The sequence below is a fragment of the Pseudomonadota bacterium genome (assembly GCA_016927275.1).
GTDB lineage: Bacteria > UBA10199 > UBA10199 > 2-02-FULL-44-16 > JAAZCA01 > JAFGMW01.
In genome coordinates, this window is sequence record JAFGMW010000116.1 from 1 (window position 1) to 24,762 (window position 24,762).

The 24,762-nt window shown below is 62.2% G+C and carries 18 protein-coding genes; 6 read left to right on the plus strand and 12 right to left on the minus strand.

The features are described 5' to 3' along the window. The 3 genes from JXA24_07815 to JXA24_07825 all read right to left on the minus strand — a co-directional run. A partial coding sequence (locus JXA24_07815) for a cation:proton antiporter (protein MBN1283659.1) occupies nt 1-890 on the minus strand: 890 nt, incomplete at its 3' end. 27 nt (nt 891-917) lie between these two features. After that, complete coding sequence (locus tag JXA24_07820; GenBank protein MBN1283660.1) at nt 918-1,475, minus strand: YeeE/YedE family protein; 558 nt, start codon at nt 1,473-1,475, stop codon at nt 918-920. A gap of 10 nt (nt 1,476-1,485) precedes the next feature. Further along, nucleotides 1,486-1,977, minus strand: coding sequence for a YeeE/YedE family protein (locus tag JXA24_07825; protein MBN1283661.1), 492 nt, complete (start codon nt 1,975-1,977; stop codon nt 1,486-1,488). Between the two features lie 369 nt (nt 1,978-2,346). Between JXA24_07825 and JXA24_07830 the strand changes: the two genes are divergently transcribed. Next, complete coding sequence (locus JXA24_07830) at nt 2,347-4,566, plus strand: hypothetical protein (protein MBN1283662.1); 2,220 nt, start codon at nt 2,347-2,349, stop codon at nt 4,564-4,566. Nucleotides 4,567-4,574: 8 nt separating this feature from the next. On the opposite strand, the gene argH is transcribed toward JXA24_07830, so the two are convergent. The 5 genes from argH to JXA24_07855 all read right to left on the minus strand — a co-directional run bounded on the left by argH (nt 4,575) and on the right by JXA24_07855 (nt 12,990). Continuing rightward, the gene (gene argH, locus JXA24_07835) at nt 4,575-5,954 is read right to left on the minus strand and encodes an argininosuccinate lyase (protein MBN1283663.1); all 1,380 of its coding nucleotides are present in this window, start codon (nt 5,952-5,954) and stop codon (nt 4,575-4,577) included. A gap of 21 nt (nt 5,955-5,975) precedes the next feature. Beyond that, nucleotides 5,976-7,184: an argininosuccinate synthase gene (locus JXA24_07840; GenBank protein MBN1283664.1), complete on the minus strand. Its 1,209-nt coding sequence runs from the start codon at nt 7,182-7,184 to the stop codon at nt 5,976-5,978. Nucleotides 7,185-7,345: 161 nt separating this feature from the next. Beyond that, nucleotides 7,346-10,804: a HEAT repeat domain-containing protein gene (locus JXA24_07845; protein MBN1283665.1), complete on the minus strand. Its 3,459-nt coding sequence runs from the start codon at nt 10,802-10,804 to the stop codon at nt 7,346-7,348. A 35-nt stretch (nt 10,805-10,839) separates the two neighbouring features. Next, nucleotides 10,840-12,318 carry a hypothetical protein gene (locus tag JXA24_07850; GenBank protein ID MBN1283666.1) on the minus strand — a complete coding sequence of 493 codons (1,479 nt, stop codon included), beginning with the start codon at nt 12,316-12,318 and terminating at the stop codon, nt 10,840-10,842. 9 nt (nt 12,319-12,327) lie between these two features. Next, the gene (locus tag JXA24_07855) at nt 12,328-12,990 is read right to left on the minus strand and encodes a hypothetical protein (GenBank protein MBN1283667.1); all 663 of its coding nucleotides are present in this window, start codon (nt 12,988-12,990) and stop codon (nt 12,328-12,330) included. 153 nt (nt 12,991-13,143) lie between these two features. Between JXA24_07855 and JXA24_07860 the strand changes: the two genes are divergently transcribed. The 3 genes from JXA24_07860 to JXA24_07870 all read left to right on the plus strand — a co-directional run bounded on the left by JXA24_07860 (nt 13,144) and on the right by JXA24_07870 (nt 16,745). Further along, entirely contained in the window at nt 13,144-13,596 is a 453-nt protein-coding gene (locus tag JXA24_07860) for a hypothetical protein (GenBank protein ID MBN1283668.1), read from the plus strand. Nucleotides 13,597-13,704: 108 nt separating this feature from the next. Further along, a complete protein-coding gene (locus JXA24_07865) occupies nt 13,705-15,255 on the plus strand; it encodes a hypothetical protein (GenBank protein MBN1283669.1) in 1,551 nt (516 codons plus the stop codon). Continuing rightward, complete coding sequence (locus tag JXA24_07870) at nt 15,252-16,745, plus strand: hypothetical protein (protein MBN1283670.1); 1,494 nt, start codon at nt 15,252-15,254, stop codon at nt 16,743-16,745. Before JXA24_07865 ends, JXA24_07870 begins: the two co-directional genes overlap by 4 nt. Here the strand turns inward: JXA24_07870 and JXA24_07875 are convergent. From JXA24_07875 to JXA24_07885, 3 genes are all read right to left on the minus strand, one after another. Then, nucleotides 16,732-16,929 carry a hypothetical protein gene (locus tag JXA24_07875; GenBank protein ID MBN1283671.1) on the minus strand — a complete coding sequence of 66 codons (198 nt, stop codon included), beginning with the start codon at nt 16,927-16,929 and terminating at the stop codon, nt 16,732-16,734. The genes JXA24_07870 and JXA24_07875 overlap by 14 nt on opposite strands. Nucleotides 16,930-17,023: 94 nt before the next feature. Further along, nucleotides 17,024-18,307 (minus strand): serine--tRNA ligase, encoded by a 1,284-nt coding sequence (gene serS, locus JXA24_07880; protein ID MBN1283672.1) that lies wholly within the window; start codon nt 18,305-18,307, stop codon nt 17,024-17,026. 90 nt (nt 18,308-18,397) lie between these two features. Continuing rightward, nucleotides 18,398-19,396 (minus strand): thioredoxin domain-containing protein, encoded by a 999-nt coding sequence (locus tag JXA24_07885; protein MBN1283673.1) that lies wholly within the window; start codon nt 19,394-19,396, stop codon nt 18,398-18,400. Nucleotides 19,397-19,572: 176 nt separating this feature from the next. Here JXA24_07885 and JXA24_07890 point away from each other — a divergent pair, with 176 nt between their 5' ends. Next, nucleotides 19,573-20,904 (plus strand): OFA family MFS transporter, encoded by a 1,332-nt coding sequence (locus tag JXA24_07890; GenBank protein MBN1283674.1) that lies wholly within the window; start codon nt 19,573-19,575, stop codon nt 20,902-20,904. 122 nt (nt 20,905-21,026) lie between these two features. Beyond that, nucleotides 21,027-23,186 (plus strand): S8 family serine peptidase, encoded by a 2,160-nt coding sequence (locus JXA24_07895; GenBank protein MBN1283675.1) that lies wholly within the window; start codon nt 21,027-21,029, stop codon nt 23,184-23,186. A gap of 126 nt (nt 23,187-23,312) precedes the next feature. On the opposite strand, the gene glnA is transcribed toward JXA24_07895, so the two are convergent. Beyond that, complete coding sequence (gene glnA / locus JXA24_07900; GenBank protein ID MBN1283676.1) at nt 23,313-24,725, minus strand: type I glutamate--ammonia ligase; 1,413 nt, start codon at nt 24,723-24,725, stop codon at nt 23,313-23,315. Nucleotides 24,726-24,762 lie beyond the last annotated feature (37 nt).

Here is a 24,762-nt window from a genome sequence, read left to right on the forward strand (position 1 = left end):
CCCGAGAGCGTGAAGAAGAGGACGAAGATCATCTCCTCGGCATAGCGCTCCAGGATTTCGAACACCCGTTCGCGCTCGGGGTTGAAGTTGGCGACCATGATGCCCATGGCCATGGTGGCCAGCAGCTCGTCGAGGTCGGCCAGCCTCGCCAGCCCGAAGCAGAGCCCGAGCAGCGCGAAGAGCATCACTATGAGCACGCCCTCCGTCTGTTTCCTGATCAGCTTCCCTATGAAATTGAAGGTCAGCCCGAAGAGGACGCCCAGGACCAGCGCGCCGACGACCTGGTACAGGGGGACGACCAGGGAGTTGTAGGCTGAGAACGACTCGTGCAGCACGAGCACCTGCGCCGCTACCATCGCGATCGAGAAGTTCATGAGCCCCAGGGCGTCGTCGAACGCCGAGACGGACAGTATCGTGTTCGTGACCTCGCCCTCGGCGCCGAACTGGTGCTTGACCGCCAGCGTTCCGCTCGGGTCGGTGGGCGAGGCGAGCGCGCCTATGATGAGCCCTAGCGGCAGGAAGGCGTGCAGGAAGCTGGCATGCAGTTCACGGGCGAAGAAGGGGACTATGAGCGCCACCCCCAGCGTGACCAGCACGAAGGTGACCTCCGCCTCGAAGATCGTGATCGCTATGATGCTGCGGCCGAGGGATTTTATCTTCGACCACAGGAGCGAGCCGCCTATGGAGAAGGTGATGAAGGAGAGCGCTATGTTCGTGACGAACTCGGTGTGCTGCCCGGTGCCGCTGGGAAGGATCGGGGTGACCTGCGGGTTGAGTATCACGCCGGCGATTATGTAGCCGGTGATCCGGGGCAGCATGAGCTTCTGCGCCAGCTCGCCCATGAGAAACCCGGAGAACAGTATCGTCCCGATTATGAGCGTCGCGTCCATATGACCTCTGGGTGAAGTCCGCTCCCTTCACAGACCGAATATCTCGAGCGCCAGCATGAAACACGGGATGAGCAGCGCCAGCGGGATTATCACCCGCCATGGGCTCACCTTGAATAGCTGCGGTATGGTTATCGGCCCGAAGCGGCCTATCGAGAGAAGCTCCTTGTCCAGCCTGTCGTATATGAAGGCGAATATGCCGGAGCCGACGAGCATGCCGATCATGCCTCCGAAGAGGGCGTCCATGGAACCTCGGCCCACCGCGCCCGCGATCGTGCCCGGGCAGTAGCCGAGTATCGCGAAACCCACGCCGAAGATGAGCCCCCCCACGATCGTGCTGCCCACGGAACCCGACTTTATGTGGAGCCTCACGAGCCCGAGCTCCCGCAGCGCGTACACGCCGATCATTCCGGTGACCACCGCGGAGAGCATTATCTTGAGGATTGTGAAATCGAGCAGCATCAGCTGCCCGGTCACGACGTTGTAGTCGGTGGCGCCCCCCTTCTGCAGGAGAAAGCCCAGGCATATCCCTGTCATGAGCCCCATGACGAGCTGAAGCGCCCTGCGTGTGTGCAGCGATACGAGCATTGAAATCCCCCTACAGCAGAATCAGGGCCGTGATGGTCCCGCTCACGAAGAAGCACAGCACCGCGATCCAGCTCGAGACCGCGAGCTGGAAGAAGCCGCTTATCCCGTGGCCGCTGGTGCACCCCCCTGCCCAGCGGGCGCCTATCCCCATGATCGTCCCGCCCACCAGCGCCCAGAAGAGGCGGACCGCCGGGGCGGCGCCGAACTTGAGCGCCCAGCGCTGAGGGACCCACGTGATGCCATAGTCCCCTGAGATGAGGGCCGCGATTGCCGCGCCGATGACGATGCCGAGCACCAGCATCCACTGCCAGTCGACCTGCGGCTCCACCTCCCGGAAGAAGCGGTTTCTCTCGACCTTCTCCGCGTGGAACACCTTGAGTATCATCCCCGTGGTGCGCGCGAAGGAGGTGGAGGCGCCGAGCGGCTTGTCCGATATCAGAAACGATATCCAGGAGAGCACGCCGATCCCTGCGCCCACCGCGTACGGCGACCACCTGTGCATCGAGAGCCACTCCACCCTCAACCTCCGCTCAAATCTTGCCTAAGATAAATGATCCGTTGATATGACACAAGGTTATCAAGATGCTTGAACCTGCTTCGGGTGGCGCCGGGTCGGGGGCCCCCATTTGACGCCAGCAGCCGCTTTCGATATTTGCCGATATTAGGTGATTGATGCGGCGATGCCGCAAATGGGGTTGACCCGGCGACAGGACCCGAAGCCACAAAAGCCATTGATATCATTAGGTTATTTATTGAGTCCGCATTGTTAATAAAAAAATGAGGTTTCACGCAACCTCTCCCTTTTTCAGCCGATAACTATGGAGAAAGGGGAGGCCGGCGCACGGGAGTCCGCGCGCCGCCTATAGGGGTGATGAAAATAGGTGTTCAGACAACTCTTCTTTCCTCCGTCTTTTCCTCCACTTCGATGGTGGGCGCGTCGCTCGCCGGCTCGCAGCTGGCCCTCGGTTCAGCGGGCATCTTCCTTGGGCCGAGCAGGAACCTGGCAGCGATCACCGCCTCACAGAGAGATCCAGGCCGCTGCCCTGCTGCTGTCTTTGCCAGGGCCAGCGCCACTGAGACGCCGGCGTTCGGATATTCACAGGTCGCGCCCAGGGCAGCCATTGTGTCAAAGGCCGGGGCGGTCGCCTCAAAAAAGAATCCAGTCCAGACCGCGGCGGTCGGGGCCGCATCGAAGACGGAGGTGGCCGGCGAGAGGGGTTCGCCTCTTCTCCATGCGCCCTCTGAGGAGCGCGTTTCCGAGACGGGCGGTTCGGCCGATGCGCCGGATGAATCGGGCGTCATGGGCTGCTCGTCAGAGGGGTGCGCCGAGCGGTTCGAGTGTCCGGCGGAGTCGGTTGCCTTGTTCGCCCAGGCAGCTGTGATCGGCTTTGTTATCGGCGTGGAGTTCGCGATATCGGGCGGAGACGATGATGGGCTTTCGGTGTCCGGCGGCAGCGGAAAGGGCGCCGTCACTCCCTCCCAGCGCTTGACGCCGGAGCAGGGGGGCGCCATTCGCGGCCTTTCGGCCCGGCCCGCACTTGCGCAGGAGGAGACTTTGCGCCCTGTCTCCGATCTCGAGCCGTCGGCGCAGATGCGGTTCCCCGGTGCTGACGCTTCCTCCATAAGGTATATCGCGAAAGAAGCGGCCGAGGCCGATCGCGCGATCGACGCTTTTGCGAAGGGGCTGGCCGGCTCGGTCGCGGTCCTAACTGCCGCGGGACGTGGCGACAGGCCCAGGCTGATCTCGAATAAAATATTCCAGGAGCTCGCCAGGATGGGTTCCTTCAAGGGCGGGCCGTCGATCGCCGATTCGGAGGCGTTTACAGAGACGCTTGACGGCGCAGCGCTCGATCTCGAGATGGGCGGCCGCAGGATCGAGGCGATCTTCGCCAGGCACGACGGCAGGCTCGTATTCGCCGGATGGCGTGAGGCGGGGGACAGGGCCTTCGTGGCGCAGCCGGATGTCGCCCGCGAAGAGGCAGGCAGGATAGAGGCGCGCTTCGACGGGATGAGGGTCATGGGCCTCGGCCAGGCCGGCGGCGAGTCCTCTTTCGGCAAGGAACCGCTCGAGATAGACGACCCCGAAGTCGTCGAGAGGCTCCTGGGCCTCATCCTCGCGCAGCTTGCGGCGGGGCCCGGGTCCCTTGCGCAGGGCGACATGCTCAGGCAGTTCAACGCCTTTGTCCGCGCCAGGCTCTCCAACGGATCGAGCGCGCCGCACACCCCGGAGCAGTGGGAGGCGTATCTCAAGGAGGCGCTGGTCTCGGCGGTCAGGCTCTCCATGCCATTCGACGAGAGGGGCGCTCGCTCCATAGAGCAGATCGAGTCGGACGCGGCGCGCATCCTGGGAATCGATCTCGTCAGGGTCTCGGAGTGGGAGGAGCACCTGGGCGCCGAGTTCATATCGGAGCAGCTCTTCGAGACCGCCGGGAGCCTGTCCATGGAGTTCGACCGGTCGTCGCCCAAGGCCAGGCTGGCCGCTGAATTCACAGGCTCGATAGAGTCCATGGCGAAGAGGGCCACGGGCGCGTCGCCCGATCCCGCGGTCCCGTTCGCCGACGAGGCCTCGGTCCAGTGGGGCGTGGCCCGCGCCGGCATGATGGAAGGGATCACCGCGAAGGCCGATCAGGCGGCAGGGCTCATGAGGGAGCTTCGCCTCTCCGGCAAAAGGGGCATGGCGTCGAGGGCGCTCGCCATAATCTTCAGGTCCTCCGATGCGAGCGAGGCGGGTGCGCGCGAGGACGGGATAGTCCCGCGCTGGTCCGAGGCCGAGGTCGCGGCGGTGGTCAAGAGGCTCATGACCGACGAGACCTGGGACGTGGCGAGCCACCGGTCGTTCCGCATGCACCTCACGCCGGCCGAGAACGCGTTCGCCAACCGCCTGGTGGAGATGGCCAACCTGCACAACGTCGTGGACGTGGTGCGCTCCTTAGACCTCGCCTCTGAGCGCGACATCGACGAGGTCTGGGAAGCGATCGACTCTTCGGGGCAGGGCGAGGCCATCATGTCGATGGTCGTCGGGAAGATGACCGACATCCTGAGGCTGAGCCCCGGGATAATAGACGCTTCGATGAGCGAAGAGTTGAACTGATCGCCTCTTCAGTATCCCTTTGCGATCTCCCTTATCTTCATGATGCAATCCAGCACGTTTTCCGTCTTCGTGCCGCCGGGCTGCGACCTTCGCTCGACCGCGCTCTCGAAAGATATGCGTTCGGCGAGCTCCGTGTTCGGGACGGGGAGCGCCTCCCTGGACCCTTTGCGCGTGACCTCGTGGACCTGCACGCCCATGCGCTCCGCCCGCTCCACCATGCTCGCGGTGGCCGCGTAGGCCTCCCTGAACGGCATGCCCTGCGAGGCGAGAGCGTCCGCCATCTCGGTCGCCAGTATGTGGCCGCGGCCGAGGAGCTCCCTCGCGCGTTCCCTGTTAAGCGCCAGCCCCCTGATCAGCGGTGTCAGCGCCGACAGGACCTCCCTCGTCTCGTCGAACGCCCTGATGAAGGTCTTCTTGAGCTCGTGAAGATCGCTCGCGTAGCTGGTTGGCAGAGACTTGGCGATCGAGTGCGCCTCGTTGGAGAGGGAGACGATCCTGGCAGCCCTCGCCCTTGCGCACTCGGCGACGTCGGGGTTCCGCTTGTTCGGCATGATGGAGCTTCCGGTGGAGTGCTCCGCGGGCAGATCGATAAGCCCAACGGCTGTCGAGGACCAGATGACGATGTCCTCGCTGAGCCTGCCTGTGTGGACAGCGACCGAGGCGAAGGCGTCCATGAGCTCGATCATGAAGTCGCGGTCCCCGACCGCGTCGTAGCTATTCATGGGGGGTGAGCAAAAGCCCAGCTCCTCGGCGCAGGCAACAAGATCAACTCTAAGCGGGGTGCCAGAAAGCGCAGCCGAGCCGAGAGGCATACGATCGAGGCATGCATCCCTCGCCGAGCGAAGTCTCCTCAAATCCCGCACGAAGGCCAGCGCGTGAGCAGAGGCGATATGGCCGAACGAGACCGGCTGCGCGTGCTGCAGGTGCGTGGTGCCGGGTACGATCGCGTCCGCGCAACGCTCACCCAGGTCGCAGAGCGCCGCCGAGAGCGACGAGGCGCGTGATGCCGTATCTTCGGCGCATTTCGCCGCGAAGAGCCTGAGGGTCGTCGCCACGAGATCGTTCCTGGAGCGGCCCATGTGCATCTTCCTGCCGAGATCGCCCGCCTCCCCGGTCACGAACCGCTCCAGGTTCATGTGTATGTCCTCGTCCTCCACCCTCCAGTCAAAGGTGTTGTCCGATATCTTCCCGAGCGCTCGCTCGAGCAGCCCCAGGACCGCTTCGGTCTCCTCCGGGTCGAGATATCCGCCCCCGCCCAGGGCCCGAGCCCACGCCCTCTGCACGCGGATCTCGTGCTGGGCGAGCCTGAGGTCGAACTCGATGCCTCCGGTGAACTCGTACAGCGCCCGCTCGCCGCCCCTGTTGCGATCCGTAATCAGTACGCCCATCTTGCCTCCGTATTCTGATTTCTAGCCCAGAGCCTCAGGCTTTCTCCTCCCCGCCTGCCACTGCCTGTAGGAGAGGGTGCGGCAGAACCCGTGCGAGGCCTTGTTGAGCCCGAACTCATCGTGTTCAAAGCTCACCAGGGCCTTCCCGTAAAGGGAAAAAGGCGATGTCCTACCGGTTATGAACATGTGGCCGTTCTGGATCTTGAGGCTGATCGTCCCGGTGAGCACACGGCTCGCCTCGGCGAAGTAGGCTTCTATCGCCTTCCTGGCGTCCGAGTGCCACAGCCCGTCGTAGACCAGCTCGGCATACCTCCTGCCCAGCTGGGATGATATTCCAAGGACGTTGCGGTCCCAGCACATGTGTTTGAGCACCTTGCAGGCGTAGTGGAGGATCGTTCCCCCGGGCGTCTCGTAGATGCCGCGGCACTTGATCCCGTTGGTCCGTTCCTCCACCATGTCCGCCACACCTATCCCGTGCTCTCCGCCGATCCCGTTGAGCGCCTGGAGCAGTCGCGCCGCCGACAGCCTTTCACCGTCGAGGCCGACTGGGATCCCCTCCTTGAACTCGATCGCAACCTCGGTCGGCATGTTTACGCAATGTGTGTGCGGCCTCGTCCACTCGTATATCCTCCCGGGGTCGAACTCCTTTTCCACCTCCTCGAGTATCTCTCCCTCGCACGATCTGTGGAGGAGGTTCACGTCGACGCTGTAGACGCTCGAGGCGCCGCCGGCGTCGAAGCCCCTGGACTCGAGGAAGCCGACCAGGTCGCTGCGGCCCTTGTAGTCCCAGATCTTCCACGGGGCGATGATCTCCATCTCCGGGACGAGATAGGCCCACGCCAGCTCGAAGCGGATCTGATCGTTGCCCTTTCCCGTGCATCCGTGCGCGATTGCGCGGGCGCCCTTCGCCTTTGCAATCTTCGCCACCCTCTCGGCTATCAATGGCCTGCCGAGCGCCGTGCCCAGCAGGTAGTCGTCCTGGTAGATCGCGCCGGCCCTCACCGCCGGGAAGACGTAGTCGCGCGTGAGCTCCTCCTTGAGGTCCTCGAAGATGAACTCCGCTGCGCCGAGCTCCTTCGCCCTGCGCGCGAGCCAACCCTCGTCGGGCGCGTTGCCGAGGTCGGAGCAGTACGCGATCACCTCCGCGTCGTATTTCTCTACGAGCCACGGGATTATTGCCGATGTGTCCAGTCCGCCCGAATATGCCAGCACGATCAGTTTTTTCTCCATCACCCCTCCTTTACATTAATATGCGCGACTAAGCATAAATAGTCACATTATACAAGTAAAAATGGGTTAATTTATGATTTCATCGCATAATTATGCACTAATTGAACAGGGGAGTTCCGGCAGGGAACGGGGTGGATCCGCGTCCGGATGGATCATCCGGCCTATGAGCGCATCGCTATCACCTGCAGCGCGGCATCGGTGCGGTATTTTTCAAGGGCCGCGACGGCGGCATTGCGGACGACCTCGTCCGGGTCGCGGGTGAGCTCTACCGCGCGCCTGGCCGATTCGGCGCAGTCGAAATGGGGGAGGGCCTGCGCCATCCGCAGCCGCACGACGGGATTCTCGTCGGTGCTCCTGGCTATGATCCAGGGCAGGATGCGCTCGTCCTCCGTGATGCTGAGCGCAGTGGCGACGACTGACCGCACCTCGTCATCGTTCGTGTGCAGGTAATGAGCCAGCCTGGGCACGTATGGCGCCGTGTCCAGGCCGGTCCTCTTTAAAGCCGCGACAGCGCTTGCCGCTATTATAATGAGCTTCTGCGGCGCTTTCTCGGTCTCCAGCATGTCGAATATGCTGTTCAGCCCATCTGCGGGCTTCAGCGCAAGGAGCGACTGCGCGGTGAACAATATCACCGTCGAGTCCTTTTCGGTCCTCAGCATCTCCTCCAGCATCGGTGCGGCGCTCATAGGCTGGCGGAACATGCTTATCGCCTGCAGGGCGAGGAGCTTCAGGGTTGGAGAGTTCTCCGCCGAGCCCTCCTTGCCTGCGACGAGCGGCATGTCCATCATCGCCATGTGAAGGAGATCGCTGTCCGTGCAGTTATCAGGCATCTCCAGCGGATTCAGGATGGGCTTGCCGGTTGACTCCAGCGGGCTCTGCGTGATCCTGTCCATCATGGCGATCCAGTCCCTTTGATTGCGCCTCGGCGGTTCAAAGACCATGTCCCTCTTTCCGCGAGGCGAATTCGAGGCGCGCCCGACCCTCTTCGCTGTATTGTGGTAGCGCTCCAGGTCCCTGGCCAGCAGAGCGGCCACGTCCGGCGCATTCCACTTCATGAGAGCGTGCACTGCCAGGTATTTCACGCGAAGGTCCCTGTCGCCGGCCAAGTTTACGATCGATCTGATGAGCTCGATGCTCGGCCTCTCGATCTCCCTGTGGGAGGGGGTGCCCTTCCTCGGATCCGGCGGACCCTCGATCTCCGCCTCCGGCTGAGCGCCGCTCGCTTCCGGCTGCATATCCGTGATCATGGCCCTCAACGCCGCGATCCTCACGTCGGGGTTTTCGTGATTCGAGAGGTTCTTCAGGTGACTCATCTTCTCCGCATCGTCCAGCAGTACGGCAGCCATTGCGGAGGCGATTTTGAAATGCGGTGAGCTGCGCTCCATGCCCAGCGTCTTCTTGACCCATGCGATCGCCTCATCCGACCTGTCCCCTTTCTTGAAGCAGGCGACAAGCAGCGCAGGGTGAGCCGCCGGATATCTCTCGAGGCTCTCTATGAGCATCGGGATGTCCGGTATCTGCGACGATCCCGTCGCCTTTTGAACCAGGCGGGTGATGATCGGGATGTACACTTCGAAGCGGAGGTCCATGCCCGCAGGGGTTCTGCCGTTGGCTGCGGCGGCCTTGCCCGCAAGGTGGGCGATGATCCCGGCGGTGTGAACGGGATCGTCCAGCAGATCGTCAAATCTCTGGAATATCGCCTTGTAGCTTGCGGCGTCGAGCCCCCTGCCGTTCAATGATTTTTTATTGTTGAGCTTCTCCTGCAGATCTATCGCCCAATCGACAAACGAGAGGGGGGAGATCGTTGCGTAGCGTCTGGCCAGGATCCTGGCCTTGATCCCCTGGAGCCTCAGCCTGTTGGCTTCCGCCCTCTTCCATTGGTTGCCCACGTGGTCCCCGGGAGCCCCTGTGTTCAGCGGATTGTTTCTCGTGAGAGTCATTATCGGGCTGACGACCGTTTGTTCGAGCATCAGGCCCACGGTTTCAGGATCGTAGAGCATGTCCGGATGGCTTTCGGTGTCAAAGTGACCGCCGTTCATGATCCTGGCCAGGAAGGCGTCGTCGCTTTCGGCCCACTTCTCTATGAGGGGGATGGAGTCTATGGACCTCAGTTTCTTAAGATGCTCGAGGGTGCTGCCGAATCTTAGGGCCGCCTCGGCTTCGAAGCCGTCCTCCGGGATCGTTGCGCGCGCCCTAGCGAGGGCGGCTCTGGATTCGGGAAAGTCGTCCACGAGCGGGTTGGCTTTGAAGTGGGCGGCCAGCTCCCTGCCCAGACCGGGTATTGCGCTGAGGATGTCGGGGTTGCGCATTATCTCCGAGTGGATGCGGTCTTCGCCCGACCGCTCGGTTCGGCCGCCCGCGCTCCATCTCGGTTCTTCCGGCTCTTCCCGGCCCGGGCCGAAGTCGTCTATGAAGATGTCATCTCCAGCCTTGTCGCGCGTCAGGTGCTCGAACAGCGGGGCGTTTTGTGATATGAGCTTCGTCGCTATCTCGATCAGGAAGGGATGTTCGTCGAGAGACTCCGGCCGCCCCTTTATCCTCTTAACCGCCGCAGAGACCATCTTGGGATACGCCTCGCTCTCGGCCCTCTCCTCCGCCTTCTTGGCCTCACGCTTCAAGATAATTTCTGTTGGAAGTGAAAGAAGCCCGTCGGATGGATCATCGATATCAAGCCTTTCCAGCAGGGCTGAGCCGCTCACCATCCTGTCGATGTTCATTTCAAGGCTGGACACGTCCATCGCGGACCAGAGCCTCAAGAAGGCCTCCTTAAGCTCCGACTCCTTGATCTCCCCGAGAGCGTAGGCGTAGAGATACTCCCCGATGTTCTCGCTGCTTCCGCGTTTGACGTCCATGATCACGTTGGCCCTGAGCTTGAGCCTCTCTTCGTCCGGGTCGCTTTCGTCGACGCTGAATGGCGCGTATATCTCGTGAAAGGGGACGGCCAGCACAGACCCGCCGAAAACATGGCCGGCCTTGAGCCATCGCATGCGCTCCCCTGAGTCGCTCCTGTCTCCGAAGAACCAGTCGTCGCTACCTTCCAGCACCATGACCATGTCCTCGTTCATCTGATTCTTTTTCGGCTCATGGTGCAGGGTCTGAAAGATGTGGTTCGAAGGGTCGGATTCGGCGTAGTCGATGCATTTTTCGGCCATGGCCATGGCGGATTGCATGCAGGTCGTCGAATGATCCTGCGAGCCATAGAGACGCTCGCATTGCTGCGCTTCCTTCGCGAAGTTGACGGCGCAAATATTAATCAGATCGTAACGGCTCAGAGGTTTCGAGGAGAGTGTGAACCGGGCACCTGCTGATCTGCCGGGCATTGCCGTCCCGTCAGGCCTATTTCTCTTTCCGGTCGTCGCCATGTGCAGAAAGAACTGGGGAGAATAATACAGGGCGTCGGAGTCAGATATGTAAGAGGCCGTGTCCGTTGAGAAAATTGAGATGAAAGAGCCGTCCGAGAGCCCCATCTCCACCTGTTCGGCAAGGCATGTCTCGTCGGAGGGAGGCCCGTCGCCGCGGCACTCCATCCTGATCCTGTCGGCGAGACCGTCGCCGTTGAGATCGGCCTCGATGGTGCGCCTTATCGCCTTGCCCTGGCTGTCGTTTTTCACCACGCCCATATCGAATCCCCTTCCGGGAGGCTCGTCGTCGGCCGTCACCGTTCGAGATTGGAACCCGCGACCCCGTTCTTCAGCCTGTTGCACCTGTCGTCCACCGTCCCGTCGTACCCGTCGCAGTTGAGCTGATCCAGCTCCTGCCTCCAGTTCCTGAAGTGCCCCTTGGGGTCCAGGATCATGCTTATCAGCGTGCCGACGCCAGGGAAGTGGCGCATGAATCCGGCGACATCCTGCTTCGTGACATCATTTCCGCCCGCGCCCCTGGAGTCGTTGCGATAACTGGTGCTGTCCGGCTGACTCGAGCGGCTGTGCGTTTCTTCGCCGCTATCGTCCAGCATCGCACTCCTGATGAGGACCACGCTCTTGTCCTCCATTATCCTGAAGAACAGCTTGGTGATCGAAAATTCATGGGTGACGGAGTCTATTCCGAACGCGCTCACGGTGTCGCCTATAGCCGCGGGTATCCTGACCCTCACCGTCCCGTCGGGGCCGGCGGCGTTGCTGCTGCCCGCTCTCGATCTCAGATTCTCGAGGCTGGCTATGAAATAGGGCCAGTCCGCCACGCATCGAAGATCAGCCCTCGACCTCACGTAGCATCCGTAGAGGTCGAAGATGAAGTGCTTGCCGTCAAAAGACGCCCTGTAATTGACGCGGTCTTTTCTCAGAGGGCCGGGGAGGTCTATCTGCGGAGACGCCCCTGCGTTGCCCACGTATTTTTCCAGGAGATCGTCAAACGAGGGTATGCTGGCGTATCTTGATGAGCCGTCATTTTTGAACCGAGGGTCCTCCTCGTACGGCACCGGATCGTCCAGCCACTTCGGGTAATCGGGGCTGAAGGCGGAGAGGTCGGGCGCCTTTTTGGGGGCCTTTGCGGTCCTGCCGGGCCTTGTTTTCTTTGGCGCAGGGATGTCCGGCAGCGACGGCTCGTCCGGCGCGACGCATACGCCCCCTGCCTCAGGGTCGCTTTTCAGGTTGCGCGCGTCGAGGCACAGCTCGGTGCACCTCTGGCTGTCTATGTACTGCCTTATGTAACTCTTGAACTGCTTGAAGTCCTTGAACCGCATGAGGTCGGCTTCGACCCTCTTCACGTCGTTGAACTCCTTTTCGGAAAGCTGCCCGTCCGTCTTGCCCTCATTCGCCACGGCGTCGATCTTCGTGAGGATCGAATAGAGAGAGATGCCGCCGAGCATCACGCACCTGGGGACGCTCCTGATGTCGAGCGGGGACTCGTTCACCGCTATGCCCGACTCCTCCTGACAGATGGGGTTGAAGCGGTTGTTCTCGATGTAACTTTCGACATAATCCCTGAACCGAAAGAAGCCTTCGAACGCTGAGAGGTCCCTCCAGCCGACGAGCCTCAGGCGCAGGGCATCGTCGTAGTTCGCGCGGGTGAACTTGCCGTCAGGGGCATTTCCCCTCGCCTTGTCCGCTTCGCGGTCCAGCCCCCTCACGAAGTCCTTGAGGTCCGCAAGGCAATTCGGGATGCTGCCCACCGATATGTGATCAAAAGCGCTCATTTATCGCGTTCACTCCGCTTTTTTTGGCGGCGCATAGATCTCGGGAAACGCGCTTCGGTCTTCGACCGACTTGATGTCGGCCATGCGGATTACTTTTGTGTCATCCTGGGACAGCTCCTTGCCGTTGCGCGCCTGGACGAGTTTCGCCTTGGATATGACCTGGAGCTTGATCCCGTCGTAGTTCACGGTCATGTTCCTGCCGTCCCAGCGGACCGCGTCGGTTATCACGATGCGGACCACAAAGTAGGTCCCCTTGGATCCCTTGATAGTCACCGGGTCATCCTCCTGCACGCTCTTCTTGAGGTGTTTGATCGGAAAAGGGGTCTGGTTCTTCAACGGGAAGATGGGCATGGCGAGGTGGGTCTTCACCTTCGTCATGTTATCCGAGACCGAGTACTCCGCATTCCAGAAGGGCCCGGTCAATTTGCCGCCTTCGGCCGTATCTGTGTGCGAATCCTGTTTCCCGAAAAGGGCTGTGACCTGATTGAAGAGCGCCTCCTTCGGCATCTCCCCGCAGAGCGTCAGGATCTTTCTGGTGACGGTGAAGTACTCCTCCTTTTTCCCGTCCAGATTCAGGTCCGCGGGCACCATATCCACTATCGATTCCTGCTTCGCGACCGTGATGCCCTTCATCTGCGGCATGCTGCATACTTTGGGCGTCTTCTCGCTCATAAAATCTCCTTTAATTTCAACATATTGAATTAATGTCCTATATAGATTATCGGTTGAGAAGGGCGCTGAGTTGCTTCATCTTTTCAATTTATGAAAAGAAAAAAGATTGATAACGGGCCCGCATCTGCATATTTATGCTTATCAGGAGGGCACATGGACCATCTGAGGAGGCAGGAGATGATAGAGGCCTTGAGAAAGCTCCTCTCCGAGGGGTTTGAGGGGACGCAGGAGGAGATCTGCGAGGAGCTGGCAGGACAGGGGTTCGAGGTCAACCAGTCCACAGTCTCCCGGGCCCTGAGGAGGGTGGGCGCCGTCAAGTCCATGGCGGCCGGCAGGATCGCCTATCGGCTTGGCGAGGCCCGCTCGGCAGGGTTCACAGGGTCGGTCAGCGACCTGGTACAGACCATTGACGCAAACGACACGATGATCGCCATCAGGACGGTCGCCGGCTCCGCCTCGTTCGTGGCAGAGTTCCTGGACAGGGCGGGGCTCAGGAATGTGCTCGGGATAGTCGCGGGAGACGACACGATATTCGTTGCCCCGAGGCATACCGGGGAAATCGCCACGACGCTGGAGGAGCTCCGCCAGGCGGTCAGGGGCGCTTAGTCCTCCTCATCCGTCCGCCGGGCCGTTTTCGATCAAATTCAAAAAAACCAGGCAACTTTGGGCGGCATCCGGCGATAAAACTCCCTGAAGGAGGGGTCCCACATTACCATGACCATGGCATCGACCAGCCCTGTTAGGTGGCCTTTCCCAAACGGGATGAGCGCGTTCTCCCCGGCCTTTTCAGGGGTGAGGCCTGAGATGCTCTCGAACATAAGGCCAGTTTCCGCGGAGCGGCCGTCGCCCGCGGGCGGAGTTTTCGAAGGGGCCGCCGGCCTCACCGAGGCGCGCGCGCGCGTCATGCTGTGCGGCGGATTTCCGTTGAGGGACGGCCGCGGCTGGACCTTCAGCGAGGCGGGCCACCGCGAGATAGCGAGGGACTACTACAGGCGGTCGCGCGGGATGATCTTCGAGGGGAGCCGCTTCGACCAGAGGAGCGACTACCTCTTCACGAACGAAATCGACTACCACTCAGCGTTGTCGGCGATCAGCGGCAGGGGGGGTGCCTACGCCGGCGTGGGCCACATGCTCTCGTTCACCTATCCCGCATGGCAGGGCGCTGCTGACGCATACGCAGTGGACGCGAACGCGAGGGTCCCTTTCATCACCATCCCGCTGTACGGGCTCATGCTCGCAATGGCTGCCGACCGGATCGATCTCATCTCGCTGCTCACCGGCAAGCTCGTCCCGAGATCGGCGAAATGGCGAGATCTCGTCGACGGGCCTCCGTGGCTGCTCATCGAGAACCTGATCGCGCTCCCGGGCAACCCTTCGTTCGCTGCGGCGGTGAAGCGGGAGCTGACCGAGACCCTGGTCGGCGCCGCGCCTTACCTCGACGCCGGATCGCTCGAGCACGAGGCCTCAGGCCTCGTCGACCGCATCAGGAATTCGATCCTCCGATCCAACGCCTCGTTTTACAGCCTGTTCAACCCGGTGGCGCTCATGAAGGCGAAGGACTCGGCCGGCCGCGGAGGGCCGCTGACTAGCGAGGAGCAGCTCCGGAGGGAGAGGTCGCTCTTCATAGAGGGCAGGATCACGGGGGTCGCCTCCCCGATACAGGCCGCGGGGCTCGATGCGGTGATGTCCCGCGTCTCGGAGTCCGGCGACCGCCTTGGCGTGATGTATCTGTCCAACCTCGAGGACTGGCTCTTCGACGACGTGGAGGAGGACGAGGAGGGCAGGCGCGACGGCGCGAAGGCCCAGAGGTTCGCAGAGGGGGTGGCCGCTCTTTACGGCAGGCTGCGCGGCTTCGACTATCCCGAGGAGTCGCTGCTCGTATCCGCGAAGGGCTGTTACCCCACCTCGGTCCACGGCCTCGTCGGATATCTCGGCGACTCAATGCCTCCCGACATGCCGCCCGCCGATGCCGGGCGTTCCGCGCGCCTGGTCTACAGGCTGCGCAGGGAGGCGGCCAGGGCGGGCCGCGAGCCGATCCGCCAGAGGCTCAAGTTCCTCGAGGGGCATCTTGCAAAGAGGCCCGATCTGGCCGAGATCCCGGCCGCGCTGAGGAGGGGATGGAGGGGGAGCCCCTACGGGCAGAAAGAGGCGTGCCGTGCGCTGCTTGACAGGTCAGGGTATTTCAGGGGACTTACGGATTGGGAGCGTTCATCCGTGATCAGGATACTCATCGGGATGGGAGTCGTAAAAGGGGCGGGCGAATGAACAGGTTCAACCCTCAGATCCCGGCTGCCGCGCCTTTGTCACAGCCGACCCTCGGCTTCGGGCCCATTCCCTCCATGCCGTTACTCAGGTCTCCGCACATCCTGGATTCGACTGCGCATGCGGAAAGGCTGCGCGAGCAGGGGGCGTATCCCGAGCGCGCGTTCGGACGGTGGCGCGCGGACGCGCAGTCTCTGAAACACGTGATGGAGGGGTATTTCGACAGGTCGAAACCGATGATCTCCGCGGGCAGCGACTCCAGCTCAAAGGTCGATTTTTTCCTCACCAACGAGCGGGGTTACACTTCGGCCATAGGCAGCATCAAAGACAATGGAGGCGCTTTCGTGGGTGTGGGCAGGTGCGTGCCGGTCACCTATGCGGCATGGCAGAACGCGTCGCATGCCTATGTCGTGGACAGGAAGGCGGCCATACCGCTGGGCTTCACCCCCATCTACGGCGCATGGCTCTGCATGGCAGGGTCCCGCATCGAGTTTCTGTCGCTCATACTGGGCAGGCCGCTGCAGAGGACGATCAACGCGGAGGGCTTTTCCGCAGAGGACATAGTCGACATAGTGCAGTCGATGCCCTTCGACGCATCGTTTGCGCGCTCCGTCGTGTCCGCCATAGCGTCCACCTTCACGATAAGCGCCAGGACCTCGGGCGTCCATTCCCTCAAGGGCGTGCTCATGGAATGGATGGCGAAGCTGGACAAGGCCTTTTATCGGCATCGCAGGTCAACGGGCGAGGAGATGAATCCGGCCGCAGCCCTCATGAGGCACGACCCGCAGGGACGCGGAGGCGCGCTGTCCAGCGATGCATCGTTCATGAGGCAGAGGGATGTCTTTCTGGAGGGGAGGATCACGGGCGTGTCCGGCGACATGATCGAAGGGGGCCTCGATATCGTGGAAGCGGATATGAGGAGAAGGGGGGAGAGGCTGGGGGCGCTGTACATCTCGAACATCGAAGACCTGCTTCTCTTCAACTACCTGTTCGACGAGAGGAAGCCCGATGTCTACACGAGGGTCCTCAGGGTGCAGAGGTACTACGACTTTTACCGCAGGATTGCGGCCGTGCCCGATGCGGAGGACGCCTTCGTGATATCCGCCAAGAAGAGGCGCGTGACGAGCGTGGACAGGGTGGCAAGATATGTCCGACGCAGCATCCCGCTCGAGCTGGGCGTCGATCAGGCCACCAACGCGGCCAAGGACTTCTATCGTCTTCGCGTGGACGTTGAGTTTCTAAAGGGCTTTCCTCTCATGGAGCGGCTCGAGCGGATTTCGAAGAGCTGCAGGAGCAGGCATCGGTTCAACATCGCGCTGTCTGTCCTCAGGTCGATCTTCCGCGGGAGCGCGGTGAACCGGGAGGCGTTCGAGGCGAGGCTGGCGAAAGAGTTCGATCGCAAAGGATTGGAGAGGAGCGGGTGGTGGGAGCGGATGTTCGTTGAAAATCTCGAGGAGCTGGGCCTTGTGACGAGGAGGCTCAGTCCTTCCTGAACAGTATGGAAGCCAGGTAGAACATGCCGCCGCGCGACACCTTGGCGCCCGGCATCTGGGTCACCTCGGTCTTGACGTCCTGCACCGCGAACCCCCGCACGTCCGGCGAGTTGATAGCGTCGTTTATGCGCTCCTCGAGGTCGTACGGGCTCGTCGCCTCGACTATCTTCACTGTGAATTTCATCTGAGAACCCCTTGAGAAGCTAGAAGCCAGACGCTAGAAGCCAGATAAAAACAGGTGTCTTAGGCTCTGGCATCTCAATTCTAGCATCTAGCCTCTAGCTTCTGCATATCTTCTTCACACCCGCCATATGCGGCACAAGCGCCTCGGGCACGGTCACCGAGCCGTCGGCCTCCTGATAGTTCTCGAGTATGGCGATGAGGGCGCGGCTTATCGCGACCGCGGTGCCGTTGACCATGTGCACGTGAATCGGCCTCTTCTCCCCCTCTCGCCTGAAGCGGATGCCGAGCCTGCGGGCCTGGTAGTCGGTGCAGTTGGAGGTGGATGTCACCTCGCCGAACTCCCCGCCCTCGCCGCGTCCGGGCATCCACGCCTCCAGGTCGTATTTGCGGTACGCCGGCCCGCCGAGGTCGCCGGTGCAGATGTCCATGACGCGGTAGGGGATGCCCATCGCCTGGAAGAGGTCCTCCTCCATCCGCACGAACTCCTCGTGCGTGCGTTCCGATTCCTCCGGTGTCGTGAAGGCGAACATCTCGACCTTGGAGAACTGGTGCACGCGGTAGAGCCCCTTGGACTCGCGGCCCGCGGCGCCGGCCTCGGTGCGGAAGCAGTGCGAGACCCCCGCGTAGCGGAGCGGGAGATTCGCCTCGTCGAGCACCGTGTCGGAGAGCATCCCGCCGAGGGTGATCTCCGCGGTGGCGATGAGGCAGAGGTCGGTGTTCGCCACCGAGTAGATCTGGGTCTCCTCGCCGCGCGGGTTGAAGCCTATGCCGTCGAGGATCGACTCGCGCGCCATGTCCGGCGTCGCCACCGGCACGAAGCCGGCCTTGACAAGCCTCTGGAGCGAGAAGTTGATGAGCGCCTGCTCCAGCAGCACCGCCTCGTTCTTCAGGTAGTAGAACTTCTGGCCCGCGACCTTGGCGCCGGTCTCGAAGTCGATGAGATCCAGCCTTGCGCCGAGCTCGAGGTGGTCGAGAGGCCTGAAGCCGAACTTTCGGGGCTCCCCGTGCCTGCGGATCTCGCGGTTGCCCTCTTCGGTTGCGGCCACAGGCGCGTCCGGGTGCGTCATGTTGGGGATCGATCGCATGAGCGAGTCGAACTCCGCTTCGATCTGCGCGACCTGCGCCTCCGCGTCCTGGATCTCGGCCTTCTGCGATTTGCCCTCCGCGATGAGCCTCTCGCGCTCGGGCTTCTCCATCCCGCCCTTCATTCTGGACGAGAGGTCGTTGAGCGCTCGACGCATCTCCTCGAGGCGCGTGATCGCCTGCCTGCGCCCCTCGTCGAGCGAGGTGAAGCGGTCCAGATCGACCCTCGCGTTTCTCGCCAGGCAGTTGGCCCTGACGGCGTCGAGGTTCTCGCGTATGAATTTGGGATCGAGCATAAAATAAAACCAGGCTGAGGCTGAGGTTTAGGTTGAGTGACCTTATAACTTAACCTAAACCTTAACCTAAACCTAAACCTAAACCTTCAATTATCGACTCAACTCTGTTTCAATTATCTCCTTGAACGATCCGTAGGGCTGGGCTCCGGACAGAAGTATACCGTTGATGAAGAAGGTCGGCGTCCCGTTCACTCCGGCCTGCATGCCCTGCGCGACCGATTTCTCCACCTCGGCCGCGTGCGCTCCGCTTTCGAGGCACTCGCCGAAGGCGCCGGCGTCGAGCCCGAGGTCCTTCGCGAGGCTCTTCATGTCCGCCACGGACATCCTGCTCTGGTTGTCGAATATCTTTTTGTTGAAGTCGAAGTATTTGCCCTGATCCCCCGCGCAGCGGGCGGCCTCGTGGGCCTTCTTCGCGTCCTTGTGAAATGAGAGAGGGAAGTCCATGAAGACGTACCTGATCTTGCCGTCGTACTCCTCGAGCAGTTTCCAGACGGTGGGCCTCACCCTCTGCGAGAACGGGCACTGGTAGTCGGAGAACTCCACGATGGTGATCTTGCCGCTGCCCGTCTCGGGGGCGCCGGCGAACTCCACCTCCACCCTGGGCGGGCTGAGCAGCACCTTCACGTTCGCGTCGGAGCGCAGCCTCGCGAGAAGCTCCGCGCGGGCGCGCGCCATTCGGTTGCCTACGAGGTAGTCGCGTATCTGGTCCTTCACCTCGTCGAACGGCTGTTTCATGGCGCCCTTGCGGGCGTCGTAGAGGGCCTTCACCTCCTCGTCGGTCGGGCGGTTCACCTTGGCCTCTATCTCCTGCCTTATGAACTCGTCGGCTGAAAGCCCCTTCTTCTTGGCCTCCAGGGCGATGATCTTCTCCTCGATCAGGCTGTCGAGCACCGTCTTCTTGATCTGGAATATCTGCGTCTCGACCCTCATGAGCTGGTCCTTCGAGGCGGTGTTCAGCTCTCCCATGGTGATGGTCTCGCCGTTTATCGTCGCTGCGGGCGACCTGTCGCTCTGAGGCTGCGGGCCGGTACCGGAGCAAGCGGAAAGCGCTAGGCATGCCGCCAACGCAAACAACAGAAATCTCTTCATGATTTTCCTCCCCAGCGTTTCGGGCGAATGATTTGTTCAAAGATCGCGGAAGGTTAGACCATGCCGGCGCCGCTTGCAACGGAAATTGAGCGATTCCCCGGGCGAGGCTATTGACACGAAACCCGGCGAAATATAACAGTTGCCGCCCAAATCCGGACCCCTACGCTGAAAGGAGCATGCAGATGGAAAAGAGGAGATGGCTCGTGGTGGTCGGCGCCATGCTGGTGCAGCTGTGCCTGGGAGCGATCTACGCGTGGTCGGCATTTACCAAGCACCTGACGCTTCCGCCTTACGATTTCAACAGGACCCAGACGCAGGCGATCTTCTCGCTGGGGCTGCTCTCGTTCGCGGTCGTCATGGCCCTGATCGCCGGGAAGTGGCAGGCGAAGGTAGGCCCCCGCAGGGTGGCGCTGGTCGGAGGCCTCGTCCTGGGCGCAGGCTACGTCATGGCCGGGCTTTCGGGGGCAAGCTTCTACGGGATGCTCATTGGGATCGGCCTCCTCGGCGGCGCCGGAATAGGCCTGGGCTATGTCTGCCCGATCGCCGCGCTCGTGAAGTGGTTCCCTGACAAGAAGGGGCTCATCACCGGGCTTGCGGTCGCGGGTTTCGGGTTCGGCGCCCTGATCTGGATCAAGCTCACGAGCGGTTTCGAGTTCGGGCCGCTGAACCTCACGCCCGGATGGGCGGGGCTGTTCGGTGACGGCCTTTCGGTCAATCAGATATTCATCCTCTACGGCATACTCTTTGCGGCGATCGTGGCGCTCGGATCGACGATGCTCGTCAATCCCCCCGATGGGTTCAGGCCCGAAGGCTGGACGCCGCCGACCGATTCAAGGGCCGCGCTGACCGGCGGGATAGACTTCACCGTCTCCGAGATGGTCCGCACCTCGCAGTTCTGGGGTCTGTTCTTCATCTTTGCGGTGGGTGCCACTGCAGGCCTCATGGTGATAGGGGTGATCAAGCTATTCGGAATGGAAGCGCTCGCAGCGAGAGGGGTGGACGATCTCCGCGCCGGTGTGATCACCGGCACGGCGATGGGCCTGTTCTACGCCCTGATGAACGGCCTCGGCCGTGTGGCATGGGGCTTCATCTCAGACAAGATCGGGCGCAGGGCGTCTATCGCGGCCATGAGCCTTTTGCAGGGCGTCACGATGATCGCTTTCTATTACACCGGCGGCACGGAGACGGGGCTCTACATAGGCTCTGCGATCGTCGGCTTCAACTTCGGCGGCAACTTCGCACTCTTCCCTGCGGCGACCGCCGACTTCTTCGGCAACAGGAGCGTGGGCACGAACTACCCTTGGATATTCATGTCCTACGGCCTTGGGGGGCTTGTCGGGCCGCTGCTCGGCGGCGCGATGGGCGACGCCAGGGTCTGGATGTGGGCGTTCATACCTGCTGGGGTAGCGTGCCTGGCCGCCGGCGTGGTCGCGCTGAGGCTGCGCTCGCCCCATCACAAGGCCGTGATGGCAAAGGGCGGCGCGGCTTTGTCGGCACAGCCCTCCTGAAAGGTGTCTTTGGCGCCTGAGAGGCCCCCAGGAACCATGTGTATTTACGGGCGTTTTTTATTTTTTTAGAAAACAGAATTTTCAGGGCAACAAATCCCTGCGCCTGCCGATAAAGAAATTGAGTGGGGGAGAGAATCGGGGTCCTGGTGATAAGGCGTGCTTTTTCAGCCGCAGCGCTTCTGTTCGTGGTCCTCTCGGCATCGGCGCTCCACGCAAACCCCAAGATAGACCCCTATCTGGACAGCTCGTCCGCCGATCCCGATTTCAAGGCGCTTTCCATAAGCGCCCCCCTTCCGAAGCCCGCCGATGATCCGCCGGTGGAGGTCTTTGTAAAGGCCTCCGATGTCGGCGCGGCGGCGGATCTGATATCTTCGCTCGGCGGCAGCGTCCGCGTGACCTCCGGTTCCGTGATCACCGCTTCCATTCAGGCGTCGGGCCTTGAGGACCTCGCAGGATCGGAAGACGTGGTCTTCATCGAGGCGGCCAAGCCGGTCGGTTTATCGAGCGACCTCGCGGGCGCCGAGATAGGCCTGCCGGAGGTGAGCGCCGGCATGGGGCTGCCGGCCGGATACACCGGCGAAGGGATCGTCATCGGCATCGTGGACACGGGCGTCGATTATTCTCACCCGGATTTTCTGGATTCCGAGGGGCGCAGCCGCGTGCTCGCCATATGGGACCAGGGCCGCAGCGGCGGCCCCCCGCCGGCGGAGATAGCGAACAGCTACGGCAGCGAGTGCGAGCATGAGAAGATTTCCAGCGGCACCTGCGCCCTCACCGACGCGGACGGCCACGGCACGCACGTGGCGGGGATCGCGGCGGGCAGGCACGGCCAGTATCGGGGCGTGGCCCCCGACGCCAACATCGTCGTGGTGAAGTACGACGCGAAGCTCGACCTCGAGTCGGGCTACGCCGACACCCTGTTCTCCACCAAGATCTGCGAGGCGGCATACTACGTCTTCGCCAAGGCGGCGAAGTACGGCGTTCCGGCGGTCGTCAACATGAGCCTCGGCACGCACCTGGGCGCGCACGACGGGACGTCGCTCTTCGAGCAGTGCCTCGCAGGCCTTGCACAGGGCCAGGCTGGCCGCGCCCTCGTGGCGGCCGCCGGCAACGAGCACAACTCGGACCGCAGCTACACCGGGATACACGCCGGGTTCGACCCTGCCGGCAGGGAACTCGCGTCGAATTTCGTGATAAGGCAGAAGACCGGCGACCGCCTCTACTACATCGACCTGTGGGGTGCCAAGGGCTCCGACATTGCGGTGGGGCTCGCGATACACAACGGCACCCCTTCCAGAGACCCGGCGCAGCGCTCCTATATGGCGAGACCGGGCGACAAGATCTCCGGCTCGTTCTACAGCGGGAAGATAAAGTATCTCATCAACGCGACGGAGAAGAGCTCGCCGCTAAACGGCAAGCCGCACGTGGGGATAAGGATTCAGCTGTCCACTGAGGTGGAGAACCCGCTGGCATACTCGTTCGACCTGGTGGTCAAGGGAACAGGCGGATTCGACGCCTGGCTCTTCCCCGACAAGCCGGCGCGGACGATGGAGTTCACCGCGATCGAGGGGAACAAGGGCGGCGCCTACGACTACGTCCCCGGCGACCGCATCAAGAGCATCGCGATACCTGCCACATCCCCTGAGGTCATAGCGGTCGCGGCGTACGCCACCCGGACGCGCTGGGAGGCGGACTCCCTGACATGGGTATTCAACGGCCAGGAGCTCGGCGACATACTCAACTTCTCTAGCTCGGGCCCCACCGCGGACCCGGCGTTCACGGGGCAGAAGCCCGAGCTGGCCGCCCCGGGCGGCATGGTGGCGTCCGCGCTCTCCGCGAGCGCCGGCGTCTCGAGCCAGGTCATCACCGCGGACGGGAAACATTATATGCAGGCCGGGACCTCCATGGCCGCGCCGTTCGTGAGCGGCGCCGTCGCGCTCATGTTCCAGCACAACCCGAACTTCACGCAAACGGACGTGGAGGCGTTCCTCACGCAGGGAGCGTACGCCGACTCATTCACCGGGGGCGTGCCCAACGACAGGTGGGGGGCCGGCAAGCTCGACCTGCTCAAGTCCATGGAGCTTGCGGTCAACGGGACCGCCTCGGGCAGCTTCGCGGCGCAGGGATCGGTCTCCATCCCCTCCGGAGACGGGGGAAGCGGCGGATGCGAGATGATCGCCTCGGCCTCGGGCGCGGGAAGCCCTGCGGCATTGGTTATCGCAGCGGCGCTTGCGCTGTGCGCCATGGCTTGGAGGAAAAGGACCGAGACATCGATTCGGTGAAGCCTTATTTCACCGACCCCGAAAAAGGGCCCCGGCTCCTTGCGGAACCGGGGCCCGATTCTATGTACAACAAGGCTGAGGTTAAGGCTTAGGCTAAGTGGTGCTCAACCTCAACCTCAACCTGATTTATATATCGTAATACAGACTGAACTCCATGGGCACGGGCCGAAGCCTCATCTGGTTCACCTCGTGCTCGCGCTTGTAGGAGATCCAGGTGTCGATGGCGTCCTGCGTGAACACGTCGCCCGCGAGCAGGAACGCGTGGTCCTGTTCCAGCGCGTCCAGCGCCTCCTCGAGCGAGGCCGGCGCGCGGCCCACGTCCTTGAGCTCCTCTGGGGAGAGCTTGTAGATGTTCTTGTCGAGCGGCTTTCCCGGGTCCACGCGGTTCTGTATCCCGTCCAGCCCCGCCATGAGGATGGCGGCGAACGCGAGGTAGCCGTTGCACGACGGATCGGGGGTTCGGTACTCGATCCGCTTGGCCTTGGGGCTGGAGGAGTACATGGGGATCCTGAACGAGGCGGAGCGGTTGCGGCTCGAATAGGCCAGGTTGATCGGCGCCTCGAAGCCGGGGACCAGGCGGCGGTAGGAGTTGGTCGTCGGGTTGCAGATCGCCGAGAGCGCCCTGGCGTGCTTCAGCATCCCGCCCATGAAGTGCATTGCGGTCTCGGAGAGCCCGCCGTAGCGGTCGCCGGCGAACAGCGGCTTGCCCCCCTTCCAGAGGGATACGTGGATGTGCATGCCGCTGCCGTTGTCCTCGAAGAGCGGCTTGGGCATGAATGTCACTGTCTTCTGGTTCCTGCGGGCCACGTTTTTCACGATGTACTTGAACCACAGCAGCTTGTCGCCCATCTCCACCAGCGGGGCGAACCGCATATCGATCTCGGCCTGGCCCGCGGTGGCCACCTCGTGGTGCTGGCATTCGACCTGGATCCCCACCTTCTCCATCTCCAGCACCATCTCGGTGCGCAGGTCGTGCTGGCTGTCGGTGGGGGAAACAGGGAAGTAGCCCTCCTTGTAGCGGGGCTTGTAGCCCAGGTTTTTCTCGTGGTCGGTCCCGCTGTTCCAGCGCCCCTCCTCCGAGTCGATGCGGTAGAAGCCCTCGTTGGTGGTCTGGTCGAACGCTATGTGGTCGAAGATGAAGAACTCGGCCTCGGGCCCGAAGAACGATGTGTCCGCGATGCCCGTGGAGCGGAGGTACGCCTCTGCCTTCCGGGCTATGTGCCTCGGATCGCGGGTGTACGGCTCCTTTGTTATGGGGTCCACGATGTTGCAGATCATCGACAGGGTGGAGTGGTTCATGAACGGGTCCATGACAGCGGTCGCAGGGTCCGGGATGATGAGCATGTCCGAGGCGTGGATCGGCTGCCAGCCCCTCATCGAGGAGCCGTCGAAGCCGAAGCCGTCATCGAACGAGTTCTCGTCCAGCTCGGTGACCGGCACCGAGAAGTGCTGCCAGACCCCCGGGAAGTCCACGAACTTGAAGTCCACCATCTTCGCCCTGTTCTCCTCGATCATCTTCAGCGTCCTGGATATAGGCATCTGCCCTCCTGAGAAAGGTTATAAAGAACGTCCGGTT